The sequence below is a fragment of the Tenacibaculum sp. IMCC1 genome (assembly GCF_054906355.1).
In genome coordinates this window covers 3,331,082-3,357,366 of record NZ_CM142818.1, presented here as the reverse complement: position 1 = coordinate 3,357,366, position 26,285 = coordinate 3,331,082, and the positions used below count along the sequence as shown (strand labels likewise).

25 protein-coding genes are annotated in these 26,285 nt (G+C 30.8%); 19 read left to right on the top strand and 6 right to left on the bottom strand.

What is annotated here, in order from left to right:
* Positions 1 to 176 precede the first annotated feature (176 nt).
* The 4 genes from ACXIHB_RS15630 to secA all read left to right on the top strand — a co-directional run bounded on the left by ACXIHB_RS15630 (position 177) and on the right by secA (position 4,976).
* A complete protein-coding gene (locus ACXIHB_RS15630) occupies positions 177 to 581 on the top strand; it encodes an acyl-CoA thioesterase (protein WP_047789196.1) in 405 nt (134 codons plus the stop codon).
* 23 nt (positions 582 to 604) lie between these two features.
* Positions 605 to 1,177 carry a cob(I)yrinic acid a,c-diamide adenosyltransferase gene (locus ACXIHB_RS15625; RefSeq protein ID WP_047789197.1) on the top strand — a complete coding sequence of 191 codons (573 nt, stop codon included), beginning with the start codon at positions 605 to 607 and terminating at the stop codon, positions 1,175 to 1,177.
* Positions 1,178 to 1,277: 100 nt separating this feature from the next.
* Entirely contained in the window at positions 1,278 to 1,499 is a 222-nt protein-coding gene (locus tag ACXIHB_RS15620) for a DUF2795 domain-containing protein (RefSeq protein WP_047789198.1), read from the top strand.
* Between the two features lie 126 nt (positions 1,500 to 1,625).
* Entirely contained in the window at positions 1,626 to 4,976 is a 3,351-nt protein-coding gene (secA, locus tag ACXIHB_RS15615) for a preprotein translocase subunit SecA (protein WP_462098607.1), read from the top strand.
* 44 nt (positions 4,977 to 5,020) lie between these two features.
* Here secA and ACXIHB_RS15610 read toward each other — a convergent pair whose 3' ends face one another.
* The gene (locus ACXIHB_RS15610; protein ID WP_047789200.1) at positions 5,021 to 5,287 is read right to left on the bottom strand and encodes a hypothetical protein; all 267 of its coding nucleotides are present in this window, start codon (positions 5,285 to 5,287) and stop codon (positions 5,021 to 5,023) included.
* Between the two features lie 200 nt (positions 5,288 to 5,487).
* Between ACXIHB_RS15610 and ACXIHB_RS15605 the strand changes: the two genes are divergently transcribed.
* Both ACXIHB_RS15605 and ACXIHB_RS15600 read left to right on the top strand, forming a co-directional pair.
* Positions 5,488 to 6,360, top strand: coding sequence for a UDP-2,3-diacylglucosamine diphosphatase (locus ACXIHB_RS15605; RefSeq protein ID WP_349265020.1), 873 nt, complete (start codon positions 5,488 to 5,490; stop codon positions 6,358 to 6,360).
* A 95-nt stretch (positions 6,361 to 6,455) separates the two neighbouring features.
* On the top strand, positions 6,456 to 7,472 hold the full coding sequence (locus ACXIHB_RS15600; protein WP_349265019.1) for a glycosyltransferase family protein: 1,017 nt from the start codon (positions 6,456 to 6,458) through the stop codon (positions 7,470 to 7,472).
* Here the strand turns inward: ACXIHB_RS15600 and ACXIHB_RS15595 are convergent.
* Positions 7,459 to 8,124, bottom strand: coding sequence for a uracil-DNA glycosylase (locus tag ACXIHB_RS15595; protein ID WP_462098606.1), 666 nt, complete (start codon positions 8,122 to 8,124; stop codon positions 7,459 to 7,461). The two genes, ACXIHB_RS15600 and ACXIHB_RS15595, sit on opposite strands and share 14 nt — an antisense overlap.
* Positions 8,125 to 8,161: 37 nt before the next feature.
* Between ACXIHB_RS15595 and ACXIHB_RS15590 the strand changes: the two genes are divergently transcribed.
* The gene (locus ACXIHB_RS15590) at positions 8,162 to 10,369 is read left to right on the top strand and encodes an endonuclease MutS2 (protein WP_462098605.1); all 2,208 of its coding nucleotides are present in this window, start codon (positions 8,162 to 8,164) and stop codon (positions 10,367 to 10,369) included.
* Between the two features lie 104 nt (positions 10,370 to 10,473).
* On the opposite strand, the gene hutH is transcribed toward ACXIHB_RS15590, so the two are convergent.
* A complete protein-coding gene (gene hutH, locus ACXIHB_RS15585; protein ID WP_167713973.1) occupies positions 10,474 to 11,979 on the bottom strand; it encodes a histidine ammonia-lyase in 1,506 nt (501 codons plus the stop codon).
* A 169-nt stretch (positions 11,980 to 12,148) separates the two neighbouring features.
* On the opposite strand from hutH, the gene ACXIHB_RS15580 reads away from it, so the two are divergent.
* Entirely contained in the window at positions 12,149 to 13,543 is a 1,395-nt protein-coding gene (locus ACXIHB_RS15580) for a TlpA family protein disulfide reductase (RefSeq protein ID WP_437824412.1), read from the top strand.
* Positions 13,544 to 13,607: 64 nt separating this feature from the next.
* Here the strand turns inward: ACXIHB_RS15580 and ACXIHB_RS15575 are convergent, their stop codons facing one another.
* Genes ACXIHB_RS15575 through ACXIHB_RS15565 form a run of 3 tightly spaced genes read right to left on the bottom strand, consistent with a single transcriptional unit; the run spans position 13,608 to position 15,763 of the window.
* Positions 13,608 to 14,408, bottom strand: a complete 801-nt coding sequence (locus ACXIHB_RS15575; RefSeq protein WP_047789456.1) for a TIGR00266 family protein — start codon at positions 14,406 to 14,408, stop codon at positions 13,608 to 13,610.
* A gap of 34 nt (positions 14,409 to 14,442) precedes the next feature.
* Positions 14,443 to 15,303, bottom strand: a complete 861-nt coding sequence (blaOXA, locus tag ACXIHB_RS15570; protein WP_462098604.1) for a class D beta-lactamase — start codon at positions 15,301 to 15,303, stop codon at positions 14,443 to 14,445.
* A 4-nt stretch (positions 15,304 to 15,307) separates the two neighbouring features.
* The gene (locus tag ACXIHB_RS15565; protein ID WP_047789455.1) at positions 15,308 to 15,763 is read right to left on the bottom strand and encodes a DUF4442 domain-containing protein; all 456 of its coding nucleotides are present in this window, start codon (positions 15,761 to 15,763) and stop codon (positions 15,308 to 15,310) included.
* 154 nt (positions 15,764 to 15,917) lie between these two features.
* On the opposite strand from ACXIHB_RS15565, the gene ACXIHB_RS15560 reads away from it, so the two are divergent.
* From ACXIHB_RS15560 to hglS, 11 genes are all read left to right on the top strand, one after another.
* Complete coding sequence (locus tag ACXIHB_RS15560; RefSeq protein WP_047789418.1) at positions 15,918 to 16,346, top strand: DUF4870 domain-containing protein; 429 nt, start codon at positions 15,918 to 15,920, stop codon at positions 16,344 to 16,346.
* 17 nt (positions 16,347 to 16,363) lie between these two features.
* Positions 16,364 to 16,708, top strand: a complete 345-nt coding sequence (locus ACXIHB_RS15555) for a PadR family transcriptional regulator (protein ID WP_047789417.1) — start codon at positions 16,364 to 16,366, stop codon at positions 16,706 to 16,708.
* Positions 16,701 to 18,674 carry a PspC domain-containing protein gene (locus tag ACXIHB_RS15550; protein WP_462098603.1) on the top strand — a complete coding sequence of 658 codons (1,974 nt, stop codon included), beginning with the start codon at positions 16,701 to 16,703 and terminating at the stop codon, positions 18,672 to 18,674. The genes ACXIHB_RS15555 and ACXIHB_RS15550 overlap by 8 nt, the downstream gene beginning before the upstream one ends.
* 19 nt (positions 18,675 to 18,693) lie before the next feature.
* A complete protein-coding gene (locus ACXIHB_RS15545; RefSeq protein WP_462098602.1) occupies positions 18,694 to 19,200 on the top strand; it encodes a nuclear transport factor 2 family protein in 507 nt (168 codons plus the stop codon).
* A gap of 168 nt (positions 19,201 to 19,368) precedes the next feature.
* Positions 19,369 to 20,829, top strand: a complete 1,461-nt coding sequence (locus ACXIHB_RS15540; protein ID WP_462098601.1) for a potassium/proton antiporter — start codon at positions 19,369 to 19,371, stop codon at positions 20,827 to 20,829.
* A gap of 44 nt (positions 20,830 to 20,873) precedes the next feature.
* Positions 20,874 to 21,245, top strand: coding sequence for a hypothetical protein (locus tag ACXIHB_RS15535; RefSeq protein ID WP_047789415.1), 372 nt, complete (start codon positions 20,874 to 20,876; stop codon positions 21,243 to 21,245).
* Between the two features lie 100 nt (positions 21,246 to 21,345).
* Entirely contained in the window at positions 21,346 to 21,816 is a 471-nt protein-coding gene (locus ACXIHB_RS15530) for a hypothetical protein (RefSeq protein WP_462098600.1), read from the top strand.
* Between the two features lie 203 nt (positions 21,817 to 22,019).
* A complete protein-coding gene (locus ACXIHB_RS15525; protein ID WP_073183051.1) occupies positions 22,020 to 22,421 on the top strand; it encodes a hypothetical protein in 402 nt (133 codons plus the stop codon).
* Positions 22,422 to 22,474: 53 nt separating this feature from the next.
* Entirely contained in the window at positions 22,475 to 23,443 is a 969-nt protein-coding gene (locus ACXIHB_RS15520) for a hypothetical protein (protein WP_437824402.1), read from the top strand.
* Between the two features lie 172 nt (positions 23,444 to 23,615).
* Positions 23,616 to 24,440, top strand: coding sequence for an alpha/beta hydrolase (locus tag ACXIHB_RS15515; RefSeq protein WP_159616058.1), 825 nt, complete (start codon positions 23,616 to 23,618; stop codon positions 24,438 to 24,440).
* Between the two features lie 358 nt (positions 24,441 to 24,798).
* Positions 24,799 to 26,229: a 2-oxoadipate dioxygenase/decarboxylase HglS gene (hglS, locus tag ACXIHB_RS15510; RefSeq protein ID WP_462098599.1), complete on the top strand. Its 1,431-nt coding sequence runs from the start codon at positions 24,799 to 24,801 to the stop codon at positions 26,227 to 26,229.
* Positions 26,230 to 26,285: the final 56 nt, after the last annotated feature.

Here is a 26,285-nt window from a genome sequence, read left to right as displayed (position 1 = left end):
ATGCGGTAAAAATCAATTTTTTAGTTGTTAATTTTTATTCAGATTTAGGGGACACCAAACACCAATGTCTGGGCGAACAAAAGTGTGAATAAATTTCAGTATAAAAAAATCAAATCACTATTGACTTTTATTTTTTTTTTACGTAATGTTAGTGCTATTAAAAATAAAATAATCTTTTGCAAAAACATTATACATCTATACGTGTTCGGTATGCTGAAACTGATCAAATGGGAGTAGTTTACCATGGGAACTACGCACAGTTTTTTGAGATTGGTCGCACCGAATGGTTACGTTCTCTGGGCGTTACCTACAAATATATGGAAAAAACAGGAATCATGTTACCTGTTATATCTTTATCTTGTAACTTTAAAAAATCAGCATTATACGACGATGAATTAACCATTACAACCATTTTAAAAAAAACACCTTCAGTAAAAATTGAATTCGACTATGAAATTACCAATCAAAATAACGACCTAATTTCAACTGGAAATACTGTGTTAGCATTTATTAACAATAAAACAAAAAGACCTATGCGCTGTCCTGATTATATTTTAGATAAATTGGCTATCTTAAAATAATTAATCAAACCAATAAAAAACATATGAAAATATATACTAAAACAGGTGATAAGGGTACCACTGCCCTATTTGGTGGTACTCGAGTACCTAAACATCATTTAAGAATAGAAAGTTATGGAACCGTTGATGAACTTAACTCTTACATTGGGTTAATTAGAGACCAAAACGTTGACGAAACTCTAAAAAAGAAATTAACAAAAATTCAAAGCGATTTATTTACATTAGGTGCCATGTTAGCTACTCCTCCAGAAAAGGAAACCTTAAAAAGTGGTAAAGAACGCTTAAATATTCCCAAGATTAACGAAGAGTCAATTCAGTTCTTAGAAGACGAAATTGACCTTATGAATAAAGACCTACCTCAAATGACACACTTTGTATTACCAGGCGGTCATCAAACCGTGTCATTTTGTCACATAGCACGCTGCGTATGCCGTAGATCGGAACGATTGGCTGTGGCTTTAAACGAAGAAGAGGCAATTAGCGATACTGTTTTAAAGTATTTAAACCGACTTTCTGACTACCTTTTTGTGTTGGCACGGAAGTTGACCCAAGACTTACAAGCTGAGGAAATTAAATGGATTCCTGAAAAGCTATAACTAAGTTCTTTAATTATTAATTTCACATTTTTTAAAAAAAACTTGACTTTTTACAAAAAAAAATTATTTTTGCGGAAAATCTTATTAAACAGATAAAGAAATGTATTGGACACTTGAATTAGCATCTTATTTAGCAGATGCACCCTGGCCTGCAACTAAAGACGAATTAATTGATTACGCTATTCGTACTGGAGCACCGTTAGAAGTGGTAGAAAACTTACAAGATATCGAAGATGAAGGTGAGGCGTACGATTCTATTATTGAAATTTGGCCAGATTACCCTACAGAAGAAGATTATCTTTGGAATGAAGATGAATACTAGAAAAAATAAATAATAAAAAGTCTCTTTTACAGAGGCTTTTTTTTTGCTTACTTTTAAGCACTCAATAAAAACACAAAAAACGCTAATTAAAAACAACTTAATTAGCTATAAAACAATATTTTACAAATGAGCGTTTTAAATTCGATTATAAAACTATTTGTTGGAGACAAACAACAAAAGGACCTAAAATCACTACAACCGATCGTTGAAAAAGTACGATCTTTTGAAAATTCATTAAACAATTTATCAAATGATGAATTACGGGCAAAAACGATCGAATTTAAATCGAAAATTAAAGATGCTACCAAATTTTTTAACGATAAAATAGCTGAGCTTGAGGAAGAAGCTAAAAAAGTAGACATCGATCGTCAAGAAGAAATTTATACTGAAATTGATAAATTAAAAGACGAAGCTTACGAAGCATCTGAAGCTGTTTTATTAGATATTATGCCAGAGGCCTTTGCTGTTGTGAAAGAAACAGCAAAACGTTTTGCTAACAATACTGAATTAGAAGTAACTGCTACTCCTTTTGATAGAGAATTATCAGCTACTAGAGAACACATTACTTTAGAAGATGACAAAGCTTTTTGGGCTAACTCATGGGACGCTGCTGGTAAAGAAGTAATTTGGGACATGATTCACTACGATGTACAATTAATTGGTGGATCTGTATTACACCAAGGTAAAATTGCCGAAATGATGACAGGGGAAGGTAAAACCTTAGTTTCTACACTTCCAGTATACTTAAATGCTTTAACTGGTAACGGAGTTCATGTTGTTACTGTAAACGACTACTTAGCAAAACGTGACCGTGCGTGGATGGCTCCTATTTTTGAGTTCCACGGCTTAAGTACTGACTGTATTGATTTCCACCAACCAAATTCTGAAGCACGTAGAGAAGCTTATAATGCTGATATTACTTACGGAACTAACAATGAGTTTGGTTTCGACTACTTGCGTGATAACATGGCTAACTCTAAAAAAGACTTAGTACAACGTGCACCAAACTATGCTATTATTGATGAGGTGGATTCTGTTTTAATTGATGATGCTCGTACTCCATTAATTATTTCTGGTCCTGTACCACAAGGAGACAATCATGAATTTAATGAATTAAAGCCTCTAGTTGCCGATTTAGTTTCTATTCAAAATAAATACTTAGTAGGTGTTTTAGCTGAAGCTAAACGTTTAATTAAAGAAGGAGACACTAAAGAAGGTGGTTTCTTATTATTAAGAGTTTACAGAGGTCTTCCAAAAAACAAAGCCTTAATTAAGTTTTTATCTCAAGAAGGAGTTAAACAAATTCTTCAAAAAACTGAAAACTTTTACATGCAAGACAACAACAAGTTAATGCCTGAAGTTGATGCTGAATTATGGTTTACTATTGAAGAAAAGAACAATCAAATTGATTTAACTGATAAAGGTATTGCACACCTTTCTGATATCACAAAAAATGAAACGTTCTTCGTTTTACCAGATATTAGTGTAAAAGTTGGTCAAATAGATAACAGCGATGCTACTCCAGAAGAGAAAGCTGATCAAAAAGAAGAATTATATCGCGAATTTAGTGTGAAGAGTGAGCGCATTCATACCATGAACCAACTTTTAAAAGCCTACACGGTTTTTGAAAAAGACGTGGAGTATGTGGTTATGGACAATAAGGTAATGATTGTAGATGAGCAAACTGGTCGTATTATGGACGGTCGTCGTTACTCTGATGGGTTACACCAAGCCATTGAAGCTAAAGAGAATGTAAAAATTGAAGACGCTACGCAAACGTTTGCTACCGTAACTTTACAAAACTACTTTAGAATGTACCGTAAGTTATCTGGTATGACAGGTACGGCGATTACAGAAGCAGGTGAATTCTGGGAAATTTATAAACTAGATGTTGTTGAAATTCCTACAAACAAACCAATTCAAAGAGACGATAAACAAGATTTAGTTTATAAAACTACGCGTGAAAAATACAACGCAGTAATTGAAGACATTGTAAAATTAGTTGGAGAAGGAAGACCTGTATTAGTAGGTACTACTTCGGTTGAAATCTCTGAATTATTAGGAAGAATGTTACAAATTCGTAAAATTCCTCACAATATCTTAAATGCAAAATTACACAAAAGAGAAGCTGATGTAGTTGCCGAAGCTGGTAAACCAGGAGTGGTAACCATTGCTACAAACATGGCTGGTCGTGGTACCGATATTAAATTATCTGACGAAGTTAAAGCAGCAGGTGGTTTAGCTATTATTGGTACAGAACGTCATGATTCTCGTCGTGTAGACCGTCAGTTACGAGGTCGTGCAGGACGTCAAGGAGATGTAGGTTCTTCTCAATTCTATGTAGCTTTAGACGATAACTTAATGCGTTTATTTGGTTCTGAAAGAATTGCGAAGATGATGGATAGAATGGGATTAAAAGAAGGTGAAGTAATTCAGCATTCTATGATTTCTAAATCTATTGAAAGAGCTCAGAAAAAAGTAGAAGAAAACAACTTTGGTATTCGTAAGCGTTTATTAGAGTATGATGATATTATGAACGCACAGCGTGAGTTTGTATACAAACGTCGTCGTCATGCTTTAGACGGAAAGCGTTTACAGATTGATATTGCAAACATGATTTACGATACCTGTGATTCAATTGTAAGACAAAATAAGGGCGCTAAAGACTTCCAAAACTTTGAGTTCGAATTAATTCGTTTCTCTGCAATGACTTCTCCTTTTTCTGAAGAAGAATTCAATAAAACATCAGAGCAAGATTTAATTGACAAGCTATACAAAATAGTAACAGAACACTACAAAAACGATGCGGAAAGAAATGCTGAAAATGCATTCCCAGTAATTAAAAATGTTTTTGAAAACGAAGGTGACCGTTACGAGCGTATTGTTGTTCCTTTTACAGATGGTTCTAAAACATTACAGGTAGTTACCAACTTAAAAGAAGCTTACGAAAGTGAAGGAAAATCATTAGTTAACGATTTTGAGAAAAACATCACTTTAGCGATTATTGATGAAAACTGGAAGGATCACTTACGTAAAATGGATGAGCTGAAACAAACCGTTCAAAATGCTACGTACGAGCAAAAAGATCCTTTATTAGTTTATAAGTTTGAAGCTTTTGAGTTATTCCAAGAAACGATTGATAAAATTAACAAAGAAGTGTTATCATTCTTGTTTAAAGGAAAATTACCTAGTCAAGAAGCTTCACAAGTATCTGAAGCTCGTGAACAACAACGTGAGCAATTAGATTTACGTAAAGATGAAGTTCAAAACTCAACACAGCAAGCTATTAGTAATGCACGTAACCAACAAACACAGGAACAACAAGCTGTAGAAACGGTTGTTCGTGAACAACCAAAAATTGGTCGTAACGAAAAAGTTACTATCAAAAATGTAATGTCTGGTGAAGAGAAAGAAGTTAAGTACAAACAAGCCATTCCTTTATTAGAAAAGGGAGAGTGGGTATTGTACAACAAGTAATGTTCAAACAAACTATATAAAAAGCTCGGTTTTTACCGAGCTTTTTATTTTTTCTTCCTACCTCCTCTTATTCCTATCATTCTGTATGCATAAGTTCCTGGACTACTTATTTCCTCGTTTTTATCTATAATTTTTTTAGTAGTTTTATTATAAAAGTCAGCATATACTTTCTGACTTTTATAATATGGTGGTTTCCCTTCTATATCTTCACCTTCTATAACTCCTTCAATTCCTACAATTTCAGCTGCAGTATTTCTCCAACTATTCCTCTGAACAAAAAAATTAAACTTCTTTTTATTCTTGTAATACATTTCATAAATATTCACAGTCCTTTTAATTTTTCAAATTAAGACATTAAATTTAACACTCTTTTATCTATTAACATAATTTTACTTTTACATAACATTTACTACACTTTTTAGTAAAGATTTTATTACTAATAATTTATAATTACTTCACTTTTTAAAAACATTCGAAAAGTAACTTTGGTAAACATCGAAGTATACTTAGAATGAAAAAACACAAAAAACGTAAATTAGATATTGCTGTAATATCAGATGTGCATTTAGGAACTTTTGGTTGTAGAGCTACTGAACTTCATAACTACCTAAAAACCATCAATCCTAAAATATTAATCTTGAACGGAGATATTATTGATATTTGGCAATTTAACAAACGTTACTTTCCTAAACCACACATGAAAGTCATTAAGCAACTGATGAATTTCATCACTTCTGGAACAAAAGTGTATTACATCACAGGAAATCACGATGAAATGCTACGTAGGTTTAAAGGTTTTCGCTTAGGAAGCTTCGAAATCGTAAACAAAGTAGTGTTAGATATTGACGGTAAAAAAGGGTGGTTTTTTCATGGAGATGTTTTTGATGTTACCATGCAACATTCAAAATGGCTTGCTAAATTAGGAGGTAAAGGGTACGATTTTTTAATCCTAATAAATACCGCTGTTAACTGGTGTAGTCATAAATTAGGTTATGGTCGATTATCTTTTTCAAAAAAAATTAAAAACAGTGTAAAAAGCGCCATTAAATTCATTAATAATTTTGAAACAACTGCTGCAGACATTGCAATTGATGAGGGATATGACTATGTAGTATGCGGTCATATTCATCAACCAGAGATAAGATCCATAAAAACTGAAAAAGGAAGTACTGTATACTTAAATTCTGGTGATTGGATAGAAAACTTAACTGCTCTGGAATACAAAAACAAAACGTGGTCTTTATATGAATATGAAAAAGATGAGATCGCTAAAAATATTCATTTAGACTACTCTGTAAAAGATCTAGAGCTCATTAGTTCTGAACACAATAATAGTGAACTTTTTACAGAGCTCCTTAAAGAGTTTAACATTAAAACCCAATAATCATGAAGCTTATAATGGGCATTAAGTTAGGAAATGGTCAATACCTACTAAATAGGTAATTTTCTAAAAACAATCAATTATAAAAATTTAAAAAGATGAAAATATTATACGCTTTTCAAGGAACAGGAAACGGACATGCAAGTAGAGCCTTAGAGATAATCCCACATTTACAAAGACGTGGTGATGTTGACATATTGGTTAGCGGCTCACAATATGAAATAGAGCTTCCTTTCAACATAAAATATAAATTACATGGCTTAGGTTTTATTTTTGGTAAAAAAGGTGGAATTGATCTAATTAGCAGCTTAAAAGACTTAAGCCTTAACAAGGTTTACAAAGAAGTTAAAACATTACCTGTAAAAGAATATGATTTAGTTATTAACGATTTTGAACCTATCTCAGCTTGGGCATGTTTATTTAGAAATGTCCCCATTATTTCTTTGAGCAATCAAAATGCTTTGTTAAACGAAAAAAACTCTGCTTTTAAAAGGTTTAGGTTAGAGCGTTTGATTATTAAATACTATGCACCTGCAAAAAATAAATTCGGGTTTCACTTTAAAACTCATTCCTCTTCAACCTTCTTGCCTATTATTCGTAAGGAAATTCGCTATAGAAATATTACAAACAAAGGACATTACACAGTGTATTTACCTTCTTACAGTGATGAAAAAATAATCAAAGTACTTTCAAAAATAAAAGACATAAAGTGGCAAGTCTTTTCTAAGAAAACAAAAGAGCATCAATTCTTTCATAATATTACTATCCTACCAATTAACGACGATGCTTTTATTCGCAGTATGGCTTCAGCTAAAGGAATTATTTGTGGTGCAGGATTTGCAACACCTACTGAGGCTCTATATTTGCGAAAAAAACTATTGGTTATTCCTATGAAAAATCAATACGAACAACAATGCAATGCTGTTACGTTAAAAGAAATGGGGGTTACGGTTGTAAAAAAATTAAGTAAAAAGCAACTTCCTAAAATTGAAAAGTGGATTAACTCAAACAAAACTGTTGAAGTCCACTACCCTGATGTTACCGAAGATATGTTAGATGCAATTATTTTACCCTATTACAACAAAACTATTTTACCAGAAATTACCATTGAATAGTTGGTGAACCAATGCTTTGTAAAAAATCGTTGGTTTTAGAAAAATGTTTGTTGCCAAACCAATACCCACGATTGGCACTTAACGGTGATGGATGACCTGAGGTTAAAATATGATGCTTCTTTTTATCAATAAGCTTTGCTTTTTTCTTAGCAAAACCACCCCAAAGTAAAAACACGACATCCTCTTTTTCTTCAGATATTTTCTCAATTACAGCATCAGTAAATTGTTCCCAACCTTGTTTTTGATGGCTTCCCGCTTCTCCCGCTCTAACCGTTAAAGTAGCATTTAACAACAACACTCCCTGTTTTGCCCAACGAGACAAATCGCCACTTTTAGGGTATGAGATGTTTACATCTTTTTCTATTTCTTTAAAAATATTAATCAACGATGGAGGATGTGTAACACCGTCATGTACCGAAAAACACAATCCGTTAGCCTGCCCTACCCCGTGGTATGGATCTTGACCCAAAATCACTACTTTTAAATCATCTAAAGAACAAAAATCAAACGCTGCGAAAATATCCGACCCTTTTGGGTAACACGTATGTTTTGAATATTCATTTTTAACAAAACTGGTAAGATTTTCAAAATACGGTTTCTCAAATTCTGATTGTAAAATATTTTTCCAGCTATCATTAATTTTTACTTGCATTGTTTGTTATTTTTGTCGTGGTTTCAAATATACTATTTTGACTAAAAACATTACAGAAAAAACACTTCAAGATTTAGAATTTACAACGGTTTTAGAACAAGTTGCAACACATTGTATCTCTAATTTAGGAAAAGAGAAAACAATGCAAATTCAACCTATTCCAAACAAAAGAAAATTATTTTTTGAGTTGAATATGGTAAATGAATATCTGTCTTCTTTTGAAAATGAAAATAGAATTCCTAATCATTATTTTGAAGATATTTCTGAAGAAATTAAGCGACTTACTATAGAAAATAGTTTTTTAGAAACAGACGGTTTCTTAAAGGTTTCAGCTGTTTCAGAAACTGTGAATGAGCAAAAGAAGTTTTTAAAGAAGTTTCAAACCTACTACCCTACGTTATTTGCCCTGAGTGATGAAGTTGAGTTTACAACAGTAATTGTAGATAGTATAAAGAAAATAATTACTCCATACGGTGAGGTTGCCGATAATGCTTCTACTGCTTTAAAACATATACGTAAAGATATTGGGGCTGTTAGAGGTAAAATTTCAGAAAGTTTTTCTCGTGCCTTGAGTAAAAATATTTCGAGTGGTTATTTAGACGATATCAAAGAAACGGTAATTGATAACCAACGTGTGTTGGCTGTTTTAGCAATGCACAGACGTAAGGTTAAAGGAAGTTTATTAGGTTCATCTAAATCAGGGAACATTGTATATATCGCTCCTCAAGCTACGTTGGCTTACAGCAGAGAGTTACAAAACCTACTGTATGAAGAAAAACAAGAAGTTGTACGTATATTACGAGCTTTAGCTACTGAAATAAGACCTTATACTCCGTTACTAACTGAGTACGTTACTTTTTTAACACATTTAGATGTTGTAGGTGCCAAAGCAAAATATGCTAAAAGCATCAACGGGTTACTACCAAAAATCACCAAAGAGAAAAAAGTATTTTTAAAAAATGCGTTTCACCCTATTTTATGGCAAAAGAATAACGCTAAAAAAATTGAAACTATTCCACAGACTCTTCAGTTAAGTGAAGAACAACAAATTATTGTTATTTCAGGTCCGAATGCTGGTGGTAAAAGTATTACGTTAAAAACAATTGGCTTGTTACAAGTCATGTTACAAAGCGGATTGTTAATTCCTGTTCATGAACGTAGTGAAACTACACTTTTCAATACTATTTTGACTGATATTGGTGATAATCAATCTATCGAAAATCAATTGAGTACTTATAGTTATCGATTAAAAAACATGCGTTACTTTTTAAGAAAATGTAATGACAATACCTTGTTTTTAATTGATGAATTTGGTACAGGTTCTGATCCTGAATTAGGAGGTGCTTTGGCTGAAATTTTCTTAGAAGAGTTTTATGAAAAGAAAGCCTTCGGAATTATTACCACACATTATGCTAACCTAAAAGTATTAGCAGATGAATTAGATAATGTTACCAATGCCAATATGCAGTTTGATGAGCGTACTTTAGAGCCTTTATACAAATTGTATATAGGACAAGCAGGGAGTTCTTTTACGTTTGAAGTAGCACAGAAAAACGGAATTCCGTACAGCTTAATCAACCGTGCTAAAAAACGTGTAGAAACCGAAAAAGTTCGTTTAGATAAAACAATCTCAAAACTTCAAAAGGAACGAAATCGTTTACAAAAAACTTCTGAAAGTTTAAACAAACAAAAATCTAAAGGACAAGAGCATATTGAAAACCTACAAGAGAAAGAACTTAAAATACGTGAAAAACTAGAAGGTTTTCAAGAATTATATGACAACAACCAACGTATGTTATCTTTAGGAAGGAATATTAATGAAATGCTTAATAAATACTTCCAAACAAATAATAAAAAAGAACTTTCTGCTAGTTTTTTTAAATGGGCAATGGCAGAAAAGACCAAGTACATAAAGAAAAATCCACCTAAGAAGAAAACCAAAACAGAAAAGAAAGAAGAAAAAGTTGCTACACAAAAACAACAAGAAGCTATTAAAAAAGTAGAAAAAGAAGTACTTCAAAAAGTTGTAAAAGTTCGAGAAGAAAAGAAAAAAGAAGCCGAAAAAATTGCAAAAGAAAGAGCTGCCTATGTTTTTAAAGTAAATGACAGAGTTCGTTTAATTGACGGGAATGCTGTAGGAACTATTGACAAAATAGAAAAGAAAAAAGCTTTTATTAATTACGGGTTATTTACTACAGAAGCTAAAATAGAACAATTAGAATTAGTGGAACGTGCTAAAAAATGATTCATTGATAATACACAAAAAGTTCACATTAAAAAAAATAAGTAAACTAAAAAGCTCAAATTGTAAAAACAATTTGAGCTTTTTCACTAATCTCTATAGTTGTCTTAAAACAGTTCTTCTACTTCAATAATTAAATCATTAATGAAGTTTTCTGCTTTCTTAATATCATTATGCAGTACTCTGTCATCATTTACTAAAGGTACATCTTCTCTAAACATTCCTACAAAAGAAGATAAAAACTCAGAAGTATTCTCTTCTCTAAAAGAAAGTCCTTGAGAAGCATTCATTAACTCTATTGCTAGTACAGAACATACATTATCTACTACTTTTTTTGCTTTCACAGCTGCATTGGCTCCCATGCTTACATGATCTTCTTGTCCATTACTAGACACAATAGAATCTACACTAGATGGAGTACAAAATTGTTTATTTGCACTCACAATACTTGCAGCTGTATATTGTGGAATCATAAATCCACTATTTAAACCTGGGTTCGATACCAAAAAGTCAGGTAGCCCTCTTAAACCAGAAACTAATTGATAGGTTCTTCTTTCAGAAATATTTCCTAATTCTGCAACAGCAATTGCTAAATAATCTAAAGCTAGGGCTAGTGGCTGGCCATGGAAGTTTCCTCCTGAAACAATAATATCTTCATCAACAAATATGTTTGGGTTATCTGTTACTGAATTTATTTCTGTTATGAATGTTTTCTTTACAAACTCTAACGTGTCTTTTGTTGCACCATGAACTTGTGGCATACATCTAAAAGAATAAGGATCTTGTACGTGCTCTTTTGGTTGCTTGATTAATTCACTTCCTTCTAATACTTCTTTAATACGTTTAGCTGTAGCTAACTGTCCGTTATGTGGGCGCACTAAATGAATCAACTCATTAAAAGGCTCAATTCTTCCATCAAAAGCTTCTAAAGAAATTGCACCAATAACATCTGCTAAATAAGAAAGTTTATAAGCCTTTAATAAATTATATACACCATATGCACTCATAAATTGAGTTCCATTTAACAATGCTAATCCTTCTTTAGACTGTAAATTAATTTTCTTCCAACCAAATTTTTCTTTTAAAACATCTCCTGAAACTCGTTCTCCTTCAACATACACTTCTCCCAATCCTATCAATGGTAAAGAAAGATGTGCTAATGGTGCTAAATCACCAGATGCTCCTAACGAACCTTGTGTATATACAACAGGTAAAATGTCTTTATTATAAAACTCAATCAAACGCTCAACAGTGGCCAACTGTACACCAGAATGACCATAACTTAATGATTGTATTTTAAGCAACAACATTAACTTTACAATTTTTTGAGGAACTTCATCTCCAGTTCCACAAGCATGACTCATTACTAAGTTTTCTTGAAGTTGTTGTAAATTATCTCCATTAATTTTGACGTTACATAACGAACCAAATCCTGTGTTAATTCCATAAATAGGATCGTTATGAGTTTTCATTTTCTCATCAAGATAAGCACGACATTTTAATATCTTTTCTTTTGATTCTTCTGATAAAGAAAGTTTTTTATCTAGTAATACAATACTATGAATATCTTCTAAACCAAGTGGTTGGGAATTTATTATATGTGTAGTATTCATTTTAATATTTTTATAGTGTACAAATAACCAAAAAAAAGAGAAAACTTCAAGCTGATTTTTTATAAAAAATAGAACTAAGTTTAAATAAAATGTTAATTTTTTTGATAAAAAAGTTAAAAAAAGTAACTTCGGCGGCTTAAACACCGTTATTCTCACTAAACATTAAAGAATGAAAAAACTAGTACTTTTAGCCCTCATAGGAGTTACCATAATTTCATGTAAAAAGGAAGAAAAACCTGTTAAAGACTACTTGGTTTTAACTGGTAAAATTGATAACCTTAAAAAAAGAACTGTTACCTTGAATGGTTTTCAATTTGAAAAGAAAATAAAATTTGACAGAAAGACTGGTTCTTTTGTTGATACTCTTAAAATTGATAGAGAAGGCTATTACACCTTGGTTTACAATACAAAGCCTATTAAAGCTATCAACTTATATTTAACAAAGACAGATGATACAGGTATTGTATTTGATTACGACAACCCAGATTTTATTAATTTTGAAGGTGCAAACAAAAAAATAAATAGCTATCTTCATGAAAAACAAAAAACTTGGCCTGAAATACTTGTTAGTGCTAATCAATATTTTGCCTTAGAAGAAGGTGAGTTTTTAGCAAAAACTAATGAATATAAAGATGCTGTAACTGAAGCATCTATTTCTAAACAATTGCCTGCTGATTTCTTAAAAAAGGAAGTCAAAAATATTGACTATGAATGTTTAAGAAACCTTTATAATTATCAAGATTATCACAGAACATTAACTGGAAATAAAGACTTTGAAGTTTCAGATGATTTCCCTAACCCATTAGAAAGCTTTAACTATAGTGGAGGTGATTATGCTTCTTCATATTTCTACAGAGCAATGTTAGAAACTGAACTTCAAAGGATTGCTAAGGAGAAAAATAAGGAAGGGGAAGATTTACCCTTAACTTATTTAGAAACAGTTCAAACTGAAGTTACCGATACGATTGCAAAAAATGATTTATTATACAATAGCGCTGAAAGCAGTATTACATACACTAGTGACTTAAAAGAGTTTTATAGAAAGTTTATGGCGTATTCTACAAATGAAACACATAAAAAAGAGATTACTAAAGACTACGATCTTTTAAAAACAACAGCAAAAGGCCAACCTGCTCCTAAGTTTAAAGACTATGTAAACTATGATGGTGGCACAACTTCTTTAGATGATTTATTAGGCCACGGAAAGTACTTATACATTGATGTTTGGGCTACTTGGTGTGCTTATTGTAAAAGAGAAATTCCTTTATTAAAGCGATTAGAGCAAGAGTACCATGGTAAAAATATTGAGTTTGTAAGTATTAATGTTGATGCTAAAGGTAATGATGAAAAATGGAAAGAAACCATTCAAGATAGGGAGATGACTGGTATACAGCTAATGGCTGGAGATAGTCACTTAAATTTAGAATGGGCTCAAAACTTCTTAATTAAAGGTTTACCGAGATTTATCTTAATCGACCCTGACGGAAATATTGTAAGTCCAAACGCTCCTGCACCATCAGAAGGAGAACGTTTAATCAATATGTTTGAAGAATTAGGTATCTAATTTACCAATAAAATAAAAAAGACCGCTAATAAAAATTAGCGGTCTTTTTTATTTACTTATATTTCTAAAACCTATTATCTCCATCTAAAATATCTCCTAAACCTCCTAAAACACTTCCTTCTCCTCTATCACCTTTTCCAGTTTGTGGAGCCATAGCCAACACTCTACCTGCTAACCTACTAAATGGTAATGATTGGATATATACAGTTCCAGGGCCTCTCAACTTTGCAAAAAACAATCCTTCTCCACCAAAAATGGTATTCTTTATACCTCCTACAAATTCAACATCATAATCAACGTCTTGAGTAAAACCAACAATACAGCCTGTATCTACTTTTAAAACTTCACCAGGTTGCAATACCTTTTTTGCCATTGTACCACCTGCATGCACAAAACCTATACCATCGCCTTCCATTTTTTGCATAATAAATCCTTCTCCTCCAAACAACCCTCTTCCTAAGCGTTTTGAAAACTCAATTCCGATAGATACCCCTTTAGCTGCACATAAAAAAGCATCTTTTTGACAAATAAACTTCCCTCCAAATTCTGTTAAATCAATTGGAATTATTTTTCCTGGATAAGGAGAAGCAAAAGAAACTTGTTTTTTTCCTTGACCATCATTGGTAAAAACCGTCATAAACAGGCTTTCACCTGTTAAGATTCGTTTTCCAGCAGAAAAAATTTTTCCCAACAATCCTTTTTCTTGATTTGAACCGTCTCCAAAAATTGTATTCATTTTCACATCGGCATCCATCATCATAAAACTACCACTTTCGGCAACTACTCCTTCTTGCGGGTCTAATTCTATTTCTACATACTGCATTTCTTCTCCAAAAATGCGATAATCTATTTCGTGTGCATTCATAATTTTTTGTTTTTATATTTATAAGAAGAGTTTTTTACTGTTTTGTTACAAAAGATTCATTTTCGCTTAATACTTTTAACACTTTTAAAGCCTTAAAAGTCACTTCTTTTCTTTCTCTACTAAAAAACTTCATATCAAAATTCTTTTTTGGAACTACATTTGTAGCAAAGAAATAAGCATTTTTTTTAACTAAAACATAGCCTACAAACCAACCATTATTTTCTTCACCTCTTACTGACCAACCTGTTTTACCTCTCAATACATACTGATTGCTTTTATGCATTATCATCATACTTTTCATGATACTATCGGTACGCTCACTAATAAGTAACTCTGAATTATGTAATCGTTTTAAAAAGTCTATTTGCTGAAATTGATTAATCTTAGATTTACCTTGTAACCAGAAATTATCTAAAGTCATTTCATTTACATCCATTGAACCAAAATTCAACTTTGCTAAACTAGATTTCATTCTTTCAACTCCAATTTTTCTAGCTACCTCTTGGTAACATGGAACGCAAGAGTAGTGAAAAGCTTCTTTAAACGTTAAATCTTGCTCCCAAATCTTTAGATACCTAGACTCTCCATTCCATTTAAAGATTGCGCTATCATTTTTTACAACTCCAGCTTCTAAAGCAATGATAGAATTCGGAATTTTAAATGTTGACGCTGGTAAATTTCCAACTTTACACCAATCAAAATTATTAGAATAATGCACATCTTTATACAAATCATAAACTAGTATAGCTCCTTCTAATTTTGCCTTATCAAGTATTTCTTGAAACTGATTATTAACTAAAAATTTTGTTTCAACTTTCTCTTTTTTACTCTTTTCTTCACTCTTACAAGAAAATAGCAGTACTATAATTATAAAAATATAATTAAACCTTACCACAAAACTAATTTTTAACCTTTAAACTCCATTCGTATTCAAATTTTGAAACTGAAACTCCCTCCTCATTAAAACCTTCAGAAATAACAGTTACTGTTTGACCTTCTCCTGTATCAATTGCTTTTTGTATCGTCTCTCTTATTAATTTACCATCGTTACATTCAAAACGAATTTTCCCTGTAGCCTTTTTAGTAAAAGTTCCATTCATATTAGTAACCAGCATAGAAATTTTTTTATTCGAAGCATCTATTTCTTTCATTACCAAAATACCTGTAGATAATTCTGATGCCATTCCTTGTACTGCCCAAAACATTGATTTAAATGGATTTTGATTTACCCATTTGTGGGTAACTTTAACCTCTGCTCTGTCGTTAGTAAGCGACTTTAATCGCACTCCAGTAAAAAAAGCTGAGGGTAACTTAAATAATAAAAAGGCATTAACTTTTCTTGGTGTAAACTTCATTTTTTCAGTATTTACAGGCAATGTACAGCTTTTTATTTAATTATATCGCTTCATTTAAATGTTAAATTTTGTTAATTTTTAGTACTATGTATTGCATAATACCTTTTAAAAGATATATATTTGCATTGTAAAGTATTATATAAATCATTTCACTATGCAACACAACAACCAAAATACCAATGCTTTTTTAATACATATTTCTGCTTTTGCAGGGTATTTATTTCCTTTAGGAAGTATTATCACCCCGCTTATATTATGGCAAACCTTAAAAGAGAGAAGTCCTTTTTTAGATGAACATGGTAAAGAGGCCGTTAATTTTAACATCAGTTATAGTTTATACATTTTTATACTAGGCCTTTCTTTTATTCCTTTTTTCTTCGGAAGAATTTTCAACGGATTTGATGGTATAGATATCGACTTTGGTGGATACCATGGACACGGAGGATTGTTTGGTATTTTTGGATTCGCTTCTGTTGTAAGTATTGTCGCTCTTATTAAAGTAGCGCTGATAATTATAGCAGCCATGAAAGCTAATAAAGGTGAAATGTATAAATATCCACTTACAATAAAATTTATAAAATAACCCATAAACCGCATTACATGAAGATAGAAAACACAAAAGCACAAATGCGTAAGGGAGTTTTAGAGTACTGTATCTTATCTATTTTACAAAAAGGAGATGCATACACCTCTGAAATACTCTCAAATCTTAAAAGTGCTGAAATGATTGTGGTTGAAGGAACCATATATCCGTTACTTACCCGCTTAAAAAATGCAGGATTATTAAGTTACAGATGGGAAGAATCAACCTCTGGACCTCCAAGAAAATATTACGTACTCACAGAAAATGGCGGAATGTTCTTGAAAGAATTAGACAAAACATGGCATAATTTAGTAAACGCAGTAAACCAAGTAACAAGTACAAAATCAACTAAAGATGAATAAGACAATAAATATAAACCTGGGCGGATTTTTCTTCCACATAGATGAAACTGCCTATCAGAAATTAAAACGATACTTAGATGCCATCGCTCGTTCGTTAAGCGATGATCCGCAAGGAAAAAATGAAATTATTGCAGATATAGAAGCTCGTATTAGTGAGTTACTATCTGAAAGAATTACCGATGCTCGTCAAGTAGTAAATGAAAGTGATATTGAAGAAATTATTGCTATCATGGGGCAACCTGAAGACTATGCGGAAGCTGAAGAAGGGTATAGCGAAAATACTTCTTTCAACTATAAGAGAAATACTTCTAACAAAAAAATGTTTAGAGATGGTGATGACAAGTTTCTAGGAGGAGTATGTTCTGGACTTGGGCATTATTTTAATATCGATGTGGTTTGGATTCGTTTAGCTTTCCTTATTTTAACATTAGCAGGATTTGGTTTTGGAATTATAGGATATATCATTTTATGGGTTATCCTTCCAGAAGCGAAAACTACTTCAGAAAAGTTACAGATGGAGGGTGAAGCTGTAAATATTGACAATATTGAAAAAAAAATTCGTAATGAGTTTGAAAACCTTTCTTCAAAGGTAAAGGAAGGCGCCCATGATTTATCGGATAAAATTTCAAATGCTGATTATCAAAAACTACGTAACCAAACTAAATCTGGTTTTCAGGATTTCATAGACACTATGGGTAAAATTTTACTAGCCGTATTCAAAGTGTTTGGTAAATTCATGGGCGTTTTATTAATATTTATCGCTGGTATTACAATCATTTCATTGCTACTAACCTTATTTTCTGTAGGAAGCTTAGAAATCTTAAATTTTGATGGAGACATGATTCACTACCCTCCTTTCTTTTATGATTCGGCTATGCCTAAATGGTTGTTAATGACATTTGTATTTTTCTTAATAGGAATTCCTTTTGTTGTCCTATTTATTTTAGGATTACGAATTTTATCTCCTAATGTTAAAAGACTTGGTATTGCAACAGTTTTAACATTATTCGGGCTTTGGTTAGTATCTTTATTAGCAATCGGATTCTCTGGTATTGAATATTTTACCACACATGCTTACGATGGTGCACATGTTTCAAAACATAGTATTACCTACAATCAAGAAGAGCCTTTAAAAATACGAGTAGTAAACGATGATAATATTTACTATCAACATAGTTTGCGTAATAGAGATAATTCAGTATCTGTTCATGTAAATGATAAAGAAATGAAATACTCTAACGATATAAATATCGATGTCCGTAAGAGTGAAACTGGTAATGCTTATATAGAAATAAAGAAAACTTCTGAAGGAAGAAAGCGAAATGATGCCAACAGTAATGCAGAAGCTATTCAGTACAACTTTAAAACAGCAAACAATACTATTGTTTTTGATGCCTTTTTTATTAGCGAATACAAGAACATGTGGAAAGATGAAGAAATTGATGCTGTTTTATACATTCCTGAAGGAACAACTATATACTTTGAAGGTTCGTCTCGTAACTTTTTAGATGATGTAAAAAACGTCCAAAATGTATACGACCGTGATATGGCCAACCATCATTTTAAAATGACTTCTAAAGGCTTTAACTGTTTAGATTGTGATGAAGAAGATATTAATAATGAAGATTCTGACGATTGGGATTCTGATAATGATGATGAGGTAAGCTTCTTATTTGACAGCACAATTAATAATACAAAAGCTGAATTTATTATCTCAAAGAAAACTACTGAAAGTGAACTTAACAAATTAATCAACTGGTTTAAAGATCGTAAAAACATAGATATTGATATTGTTAGCGCTAAATTTAATAATGATAAAACAATTGACAATCTAGTTTTAGAAATTGATTGTAACGATGGGTATGTAGGTAGTATTAAAGTTTCAAACAGTACATTAGATACTATATCAAAAGGATTCCGTAGACTGTATAATGAAGAAGGAGCTTTAAGCTTTAAAACTTGGTAAATGCATAAACTGAAAAACTATGAATGATTTATTTGACTTCTTCTTTAAGGGTAACTTTTTTATGAAAATAGTTACACTTCTATACACACTCTTACTTTCATGGGTAATGAATGGACAAGTACAAGAAATTCCTAACTACAAACCTGTTGATATTTATCTACACAATCAAATTGTAAAAATGGATAGTATATTCTTTAACGCTTATAATACTTGTGACATGAAAACACAAGCAGGTATTTTAAGTGATGATATTGAATTCTTTCATGACAAGGGTGGTTTATCTACCTCTAAAAATGAAATCATAGCTGCCACTAAAAAAAATATTTGCGGTAAGGTTACTCGTACCTTGATAAAGGATAGCATTGAAGTATACCCTATTAATAAGTATGGAGCCGTTCAAATAGGTTATCATAAGTTTTTTAATAATAGAGAACCTAACGCTAAATCTATTCCTAGCAAGTTTATTGCTATCTGGAAAAAAGAACATGAAAAGTGGTTAATGACAAAAATTATTAGCCTGCATTAAAAATATAGTTGACACTAACAACATTAGTTCATTGGTTAGCTAACTCCGATGACACTAATACTTGGTTTTATTAGTTAAGCCAAAGCTGTACAGCTTTGGCTTTTTCTTTGCATGAATCTCACTTATTAAAATACTAAAACCTATATCTTTGTTTAAAACATTCCTTGTATGAATTTAACCATTGAGAACATTTTATTAATAGGGTCTTTATTACTTTTAATAAGTATTATTGTAGGAAAAACATCTTATAAATTTGGAGTTCCTACTCTACTCCTTTTTTTAAGTATCGGAATGCTTGCAGGCTCTGATGGTATTGGAGGAATTATTTTTGACGACTCAAAAGCCGCACAATTCATAGGAATTGTTTCTTTAAATTTTATTCTATTTTCTGGTGGTTTAGATACAAATTGGAAAGCTGTTAAACCTATACTTAAAGAAGGGTTAGCACTTTCTACTTTAGGAGTATTGCTTACCGCTGTTTCCTTAGGACTATTTGTTTGGAATGTTACCAACTTTACGATATATGAAAGCTTATTATTAGGTGCTATTGTTTCTTCTACCGATGCTGCAGCTGTATTCTCTATTTTACGCTCTAAAAACTTAGCATTAAGAGAAAACTTGCGTCCTACTTTAGAGCTAGAAAGTGGTAGTAACGACCCCATGGCTTACGTATTAACTATAGCTTTTTTAACACTAGTTATTCATCAAGATCAAAGCTTAACCTCTATAATACCTTTATTTTTACAACAAATGATATTTGGTGCTATTGCTGGTTTTTTGTTTGGTATACTTAGCAAAAAAATAATAAACTCAATAAAACTTGATTTTGAAGGGTTGTATCCTGTTTTGGTTATTGCACTTATGTTTATTACTTTTTCTTTCACTGATTTTATAGGTGGTAATGGCTTTTTAGCTATTTATATTTGTGCTGTTTATTTAGGAAACCAAAACTTAATTCATAAAAAAACTATTTTAAAAATGTTTGATGGATTAGCTTGGTTAATGCAAATAGTACTGTTCTTAACCTTAGGACTACTTGTTTTTCCTTCACAAATTGTTCCTTATATTGGTATTGGACTTATTATTTCACTCTTCTTAATTTTTATTGCTCGACCTGTAGGAGTTTTTATTAGTTTACTTTTTTTTAAAATGAAATTAAGGAGGCGTTTTTATATTTCATGGGTTGGCCTACGTGGGGCCGTTCCTATAGTATTTGCTACCTACCCTCTTTTAGCTGGTATAGATAAAGCTAATATTATTTTTAATATCGTATTTTTTATATCAGTTACTTCTATTATAATACAAGGTACAACACTTAGTATTGTTGCAAAATGGTTAAACGTTGCTTTACCTGAAGAAACAAAAAAATTAAGTGCCACAGATATGTTGTTAGAAGAAAATCCAAAAGCTTTAATGCAAGAAATTATAATTACAGAATCATGCAAATCGGCAAATAAAAAAATTGTTGAATTAAACTTTCCTAAAAACGCTATTATAGCCATGATAAAAAGAGATGGTAACTATATTACTCCTAATGGTTCAACTACAATAAATAATGCTGATATTTTAATTGTTCTTGCTGATAAAAAAAGTGTTTTTAAAGAAGTTAATGAAAGTCTTAAAAATTAACTTTTTATGAGTTTTAGTATTATTTAATAAAGTAACTTTGCAGTATGAATAAGGTTTTGAAATTTCTAAGTCTACTTTTTATTACAACGGTATATTTTACCGCTATTGGGTATACTCAAGAAGAGCAATCTTTTTCTAATAAGTTACGCAAACCTAATTCTGCTCTTAAAGAATATAAACAAAAGCTTTCTTCTAAGGGGTTACAGCACACTACAGAATCAGAAAATCTTACCAATCACTTTAACAACCTTCCTTCTACTAATGTAAAAAACACATTCTCAGAAGCAGGCATCAATTTTAAATCTGTTGAATTATTTTTCAACAGAAAATATATTCAATACATTTCTTTATCAAGAAATACTATAGTAAACTATAGAAAATCTGATTTAATATTTCCTTTTCATTACCATTGGTGATTTTTTTGAACTTTAATATTCAACTAATCAATTTTATCATAAAAAATATACTCTTAACTAATAATTAATTAAGAGTAAAACCCAATTTAATTAAAAATAAATGGATTTAGGAACCATAATCATTGGTGCTGTACTATTAGTTATATGTATAGTTCCTTTTATACTTGTACGTAAAAAACAATTAACAAAAAAGAAGAAAAAACTTCAAATACTAAATAATATTTCTCTAGAATATAACTGTAATATAGAAGAATATGAATTTTGTAATGATTTTGTTTTAGGAATTGACAAATCTAAAAACTATCTTTTCTATTTTAAACAATCTGAAGAAAACATACAAAAAGAAGTCATTAATCTACAAACAATTGAAGAATGTATTGTTATTAAAAAAACACGAAGCATAAACGATAGAACAATTGAATTAATAAAGTTGAATTTTATAAAAGATAATGAAACTACTTCAATTATTATTTATGATGAAAAAAAAGACCTGTTAATTAGCAACGAATTACTAGTGGCAAATAAATGGGCTCTTCTAATTAATAGTAGTTTAAAAAACAATAAGCTTTAATATATAATCTAAGCCTTAGAATTACTTAAGGCTTAGATTTTTATTAAACTCTTTTTATACTTGCCTAACATTTTTTTTATGAATATTTTCGACAAAAATTATAGTTATAAATTAACTGCTATGTAAATACAAAAAGAATAAAGTGATTACCAAAAAAGTTTCTTCGTTCTTTCTATTATACAAACAACATTAAATAAGTGAATATGGGAAAAATTAAAATTGAAAGCACTGTTGGTGCTAAAATTTATGCTAATGAAAAAGAACTAGGTTTAATAAAAAAAGAAAACAAAGAATATGTAGTAGAAAACGGCAGGTATGAAATCTATGCCAAAGCGTCTTGGTGTGGTAGTCAAAAAATAAATATAAATGTTACCGATGATAAAACCATCACCTTAACTCTTAACAGTTTTAAATACGAGGGAATTATAAGAACAATTATGATGTTACTTGTTGCTTTATTTATGTTTTCAAAAAGTCTCATTTTTTTAATTCTTGCAGGAATTATTATTCTATATCCTTTATACTATATTTCTTTTGGAAAAGATAATTACTTAGAATTAAATGAAAAGCATGAAAACAACCTAGTTAATACACAAAACATTTAATTTTTTACTTTAACAAACCACAACTTGTTTAATTAATAAACCTATAAAAAGCTATGAACTACAAAATAATAAAACTACTCTTTGACCCAAGAGAAACGATTAATAAAAAAGAATTTTTATTTGGAATAATAATTTTATTCATTTTAGCCTTCTCTCTAGTTATTAATTTTATCACAAATATCAGTATCACAGCATTTATAAGCCATAAAGGAGTTCAAAAATTAGCTACATATCAAATTATACAGCCATTTACTATCCCTTATTTGCCTATTAACTTTATACTTTTTTACAGTTCTATTATTCTAGCAATTAAAAGAGTTAAAGACCTTAATTCTAAAGTATGGGTAGGTGTACTAACCGGAATATTCATCTTTCTTTTTTTTGATGTTACTTTCTTAAAAACAACTACTAGCACAGGAACGCTTTCTAATTTATTAGGAGTAGAAATAAATAATGAAGTAAAAAATTATCATCTATTTAATATGGGGATTTATATACTTTTAGGAGTAAGTTCCATATTCATTCTTTCGATTCTAAAAGGGACAAAACACTATGTAAAAGATGTTTACAATAAAGGAAGATTAACCATCTTTCAATTTATTAATCAATTAGGTTTTTTACTTATTATCATTTTTGTCTTGTCTATACTTTTTATTACTCTTTTTGGTATCGCTAGTAATAACAATACTCTTAATCTCCTTAATCGAAACATGTTTTGGCAATCAATTATTCTTGGTTTTACTGGTCTTTTAATTATTATGTGGTATTTAAAACTGGTTTACATGAGATTAAAAAACACTACTTTTTCTTTCTTGAACTATTTTTTATGTTTTATAGTTTATATTATAAGTTTAGCCTCTTTGATTATAATAACATATAAAGTTGATAATTTAAATTACATAAATACATATCAAACTTTTTTCTCGCTTATTAATATAGCATTTTCATTTATAAACCTTTCTTTATTTTTGTTAGACAAAGACTCGAAACCACTAGTGCTTGGTATTAAAAAACACAATTAATTAAACAGTTCTTCTGAAATTTTTAAATTATTTAAAATAAAACATCTCTATGCATGCAAGCTTAAATGCAATAATTCATTTTCCTAATTTAAGTAAAACTAGAGACTTTTTTTATAATAAAATCTGAAAAAAGTATTCTATATTTACTTAAATATCAAAAAGTCATGAAATAATGCATAAAATTTCGGTACTTACCACTATACTTATAACTATCGCTAGTTTTGCTCAAAAAATCCCTAAAAAAATTAATGAAAGTGATTTTTCTATTGGAAAAACTGTTCAAATAAAATCGGCTATTTTAAAAGAGGACAGAACATTAAATATTTATTTTCCTGCTAGCTACAACACCAATAACTCAAAAAAATATCCGGTCATTTATTTACTTGATGGCTCAAAAAATGAGGATTTTATTCACATTGCTGGAATTGTTCAATTTGGTTCTTTCCCATGGATAAATATGCTCCCTGAAGCTATTGTTGTTGGTATTGGAAATGTAGATAGAAAAAGAGATTTCACTTACCCTTCTACTCTTGAAATCGATCAAAAAGAGTTTCCTACTTCTGGGAAATCTAAGCAGTTTATTCAGTTTCTACAAAAAGAACTGTTACCCTTTATTAATGCCAACTACAGAGTCACTAATAACAAAACACTAATCGGACAATCACTTGGAGGGCTTTTAGCTACAGAAGTTTTATTTAAAACTCCCAACCTTTTTAACAACTACATAATTGTAAGCCCTAGTCTTTGGTGGGATGCTGAAAAACTTTTGACCTTCACACCAGTAAAGTATACCACTAAGAAGAACATTTACATTGCAGTTGGTAAAGAAGGCCCAATTATGGAAAGAACTGCCAAAGAACTATACAACAAGCTACTTGATAAAGCAACTGAAAATTCAAAACTTCACTTTGATTTTTTAGAAGATAAAACTCATGGAGATGCTTTACATGAAGCTGTATACAATGCTTTTGAAAAAATATTTAAATCAGATATATAAACCATTTTAAATAACAAACTACCTTTTGTAAATTCTTCTTAAAATTCAACAGGAACTCCATCTATGAAAACAATTATTCTCTATTATTCTTAAGATAGTAAAGCTTTTAAGTTTGTTGTTTAGAATATGTATACTAACTTACTCTCTAATAATATTAAAATTTCATCAAAGCTTGTGTACTAAAAAAGTCAAATTGACTTTTAAAAAACACTTTTTCTGTGAAAAATTGTCTTTTTGGTTTAAAAAAACACACATAAAATCAAATCAACTCAAAATAAACACCAATAAAACAAAATTCATTTTTAAACACACTAAAAAAAATTAAATTTATTTAATTTGTAGCAAATCTCAATAAACTATGTCATCAAAAAATAAACTAGAAAGTTTTACTAATACAACTGAAGAATTTGTCTCTCCAGAGTACATTCGTAACCGCTTCTCTAAAATTATGTCTGATATGTACAAAAATGAGGTACCACTTTATGGTGAGTTACTTGATTTGGTTCATGATATCAATGATAATGTTCTTTCTGAGTCTAAAGAAATTGAACAGCAGTTAGCACATACTGGCGAATTAACTCGATTAAATATGGAACGCCACGGAGCAATTCGTTTAGGTAAGCCCTATGAGTTATTTACTATGAGACGTCTGTTTAAAGTAATGGGAATGTATCCTGTTGGCTACTACGATTTAGCCCCAGCTGGTGTTCCTGTTCATTCTACAGCTTTTAGAGCTATTGAAAGCACCGCCCTTAACCAAGCTCCATTCAGAGTTTTTACCTCTTTATTACGTTTAGATTTAATTGATGATACTCAGCTTCGTAACAATGTTGAAACTATTTTAGAAAAACGTCAAATTTTTACAGAAAAAGTTTTACAACTCATTGATAAATCTGAAAAAGAAGGAGGATTAAATAAAGAAGATGCCGAAACCTTTGTTCAAGAAGCATTAGAAACTTTTCGTTGGCACGATACTGCTACCGTAGATTATAAAATGTACGAAGCTTTACTAAATCAACACAGGTTAATTGCTGATGTAGTTGCTTTCAAAGGCCCTCACATCAACCACCTAACCCCTAGAACTTTAGATATAGACAAGGTGCAAATAAGTATGGAAACTCGTAATATTCCACCAAAAGATAATATAGAAGGACCTCCTGCAAGAAAATGCCCTATTCTATTACGCCAAACAAGTTTTAAAGCATTGACCGAAAAAGTAACTTTTAAAAACAATGCTGAAAAAGAAGAAATAGGTGAACACAAAGCTCGTTTTGGTGAGATAGAACAACGTGGTGCAGCATTAACTCAAAAAGGACTTGATTTGTATCATGAACTGTTAGGTAAAACACGTAAAGCTATTGGTGGATCACCAACTGCCGAAAACGCCTCAGAATACAATAAATTATTAGCAGAAAATTTTAAAGTTTTTCCTGATAACTATGAAGAGCTACACTCAAAAGAGTTGGCATATTTCCATTATTTCGCTACCGATAAAGCAAAAACTTTATCTAAAGAAAAAGTGTATACAAAAGCAGATGTAAACCAATTATTAGAGGATGGCTATTTAAGCATAGAACCTATGGTTTACGAAGATTTCTTACCTGTAAGTGCTGCAGGAATTTTTGCTTCAAACTTAGGAACAGATGATGCTAAACGAGAATATGAAGGTACTTCAAATCAATCTTTATTTGAAAAAGATTTAGGTGAACCTGTTTATAAGTTAACAAAATGGTATGAAGACATGCAAGATGAAAGCATACAAAACTGCTTAGCAGTAATAAATGCTTAAGCATAAAATAGAATATTGAAAAAGTGTAGCCGTATATTTGCATTATCAGCTACACT

Bases quoted from the DNA above. Each gene is read 5' to 3' on its own strand.
- ACXIHB_RS15625 (WP_047789197.1), top strand. From the start codon at position 605: ATGAAAATATATACTAAAACAGGTGATAAGGGTACCACTGCCCTATTT.
- ACXIHB_RS15620 (WP_047789198.1), top strand. From the start codon at position 1,278: ATGTATTGGACACTTGAATTAGCATCTTATTTAGCAGATGCACCCTGG.
- secA (WP_462098607.1), top strand. From the start codon at position 1,626: ATGAGCGTTTTAAATTCGATTATAAAACTATTTGTTGGAGACAAACAA.
- ACXIHB_RS15610 (WP_047789200.1), bottom strand. From the start codon at position 5,287: ATGTATTACAAGAATAAAAAGAAGTTTAATTTTTTTGTTCAGAGGAAT.
- ACXIHB_RS15605 (WP_349265020.1), top strand. From the start codon at position 5,488: ATGAAAAAACACAAAAAACGTAAATTAGATATTGCTGTAATATCAGAT.
- ACXIHB_RS15600 (WP_349265019.1), top strand. From the start codon at position 6,456: ATGAAAATATTATACGCTTTTCAAGGAACAGGAAACGGACATGCAAGT.
- ACXIHB_RS15595 (WP_462098606.1), bottom strand. From the start codon at position 8,124: ATGCAAGTAAAAATTAATGATAGCTGGAAAAATATTTTACAATCAGAA.
- hutH (WP_167713973.1), bottom strand. From the start codon at position 11,979: ATGAATACTACACATATAATAAATTCCCAACCACTTGGTTTAGAAGAT.
- ACXIHB_RS15580 (WP_437824412.1), top strand. From the start codon at position 12,149: ATGAAAAAACTAGTACTTTTAGCCCTCATAGGAGTTACCATAATTTCA.
- ACXIHB_RS15575 (WP_047789456.1), bottom strand. From the start codon at position 14,408: ATGAATGCACACGAAATAGATTATCGCATTTTTGGAGAAGAAATGCAG.
- ACXIHB_RS15565 (WP_047789455.1), bottom strand. From the start codon at position 15,763: ATGAAGTTTACACCAAGAAAAGTTAATGCCTTTTTATTATTTAAGTTA.
- ACXIHB_RS15560 (WP_047789418.1), top strand. From the start codon at position 15,918: ATGCAACACAACAACCAAAATACCAATGCTTTTTTAATACATATTTCT.
- ACXIHB_RS15555 (WP_047789417.1), top strand. From the start codon at position 16,364: ATGAAGATAGAAAACACAAAAGCACAAATGCGTAAGGGAGTTTTAGAG.
- ACXIHB_RS15550 (WP_462098603.1), top strand. From the start codon at position 16,701: ATGAATAAGACAATAAATATAAACCTGGGCGGATTTTTCTTCCACATA.
- ACXIHB_RS15545 (WP_462098602.1), top strand. From the start codon at position 18,694: ATGAATGATTTATTTGACTTCTTCTTTAAGGGTAACTTTTTTATGAAA.
- ACXIHB_RS15540 (WP_462098601.1), top strand. From the start codon at position 19,369: ATGAATTTAACCATTGAGAACATTTTATTAATAGGGTCTTTATTACTT.
- ACXIHB_RS15535 (WP_047789415.1), top strand. From the start codon at position 20,874: ATGAATAAGGTTTTGAAATTTCTAAGTCTACTTTTTATTACAACGGTA.
- ACXIHB_RS15530 (WP_462098600.1), top strand. From the start codon at position 21,346: ATGGATTTAGGAACCATAATCATTGGTGCTGTACTATTAGTTATATGT.
- ACXIHB_RS15525 (WP_073183051.1), top strand. From the start codon at position 22,020: ATGGGAAAAATTAAAATTGAAAGCACTGTTGGTGCTAAAATTTATGCT.
- ACXIHB_RS15520 (WP_437824402.1), top strand. From the start codon at position 22,475: ATGAACTACAAAATAATAAAACTACTCTTTGACCCAAGAGAAACGATT.
- ACXIHB_RS15515 (WP_159616058.1), top strand. From the start codon at position 23,616: ATGCATAAAATTTCGGTACTTACCACTATACTTATAACTATCGCTAGT.
- hglS (WP_462098599.1), top strand. From the start codon at position 24,799: ATGTCATCAAAAAATAAACTAGAAAGTTTTACTAATACAACTGAAGAA.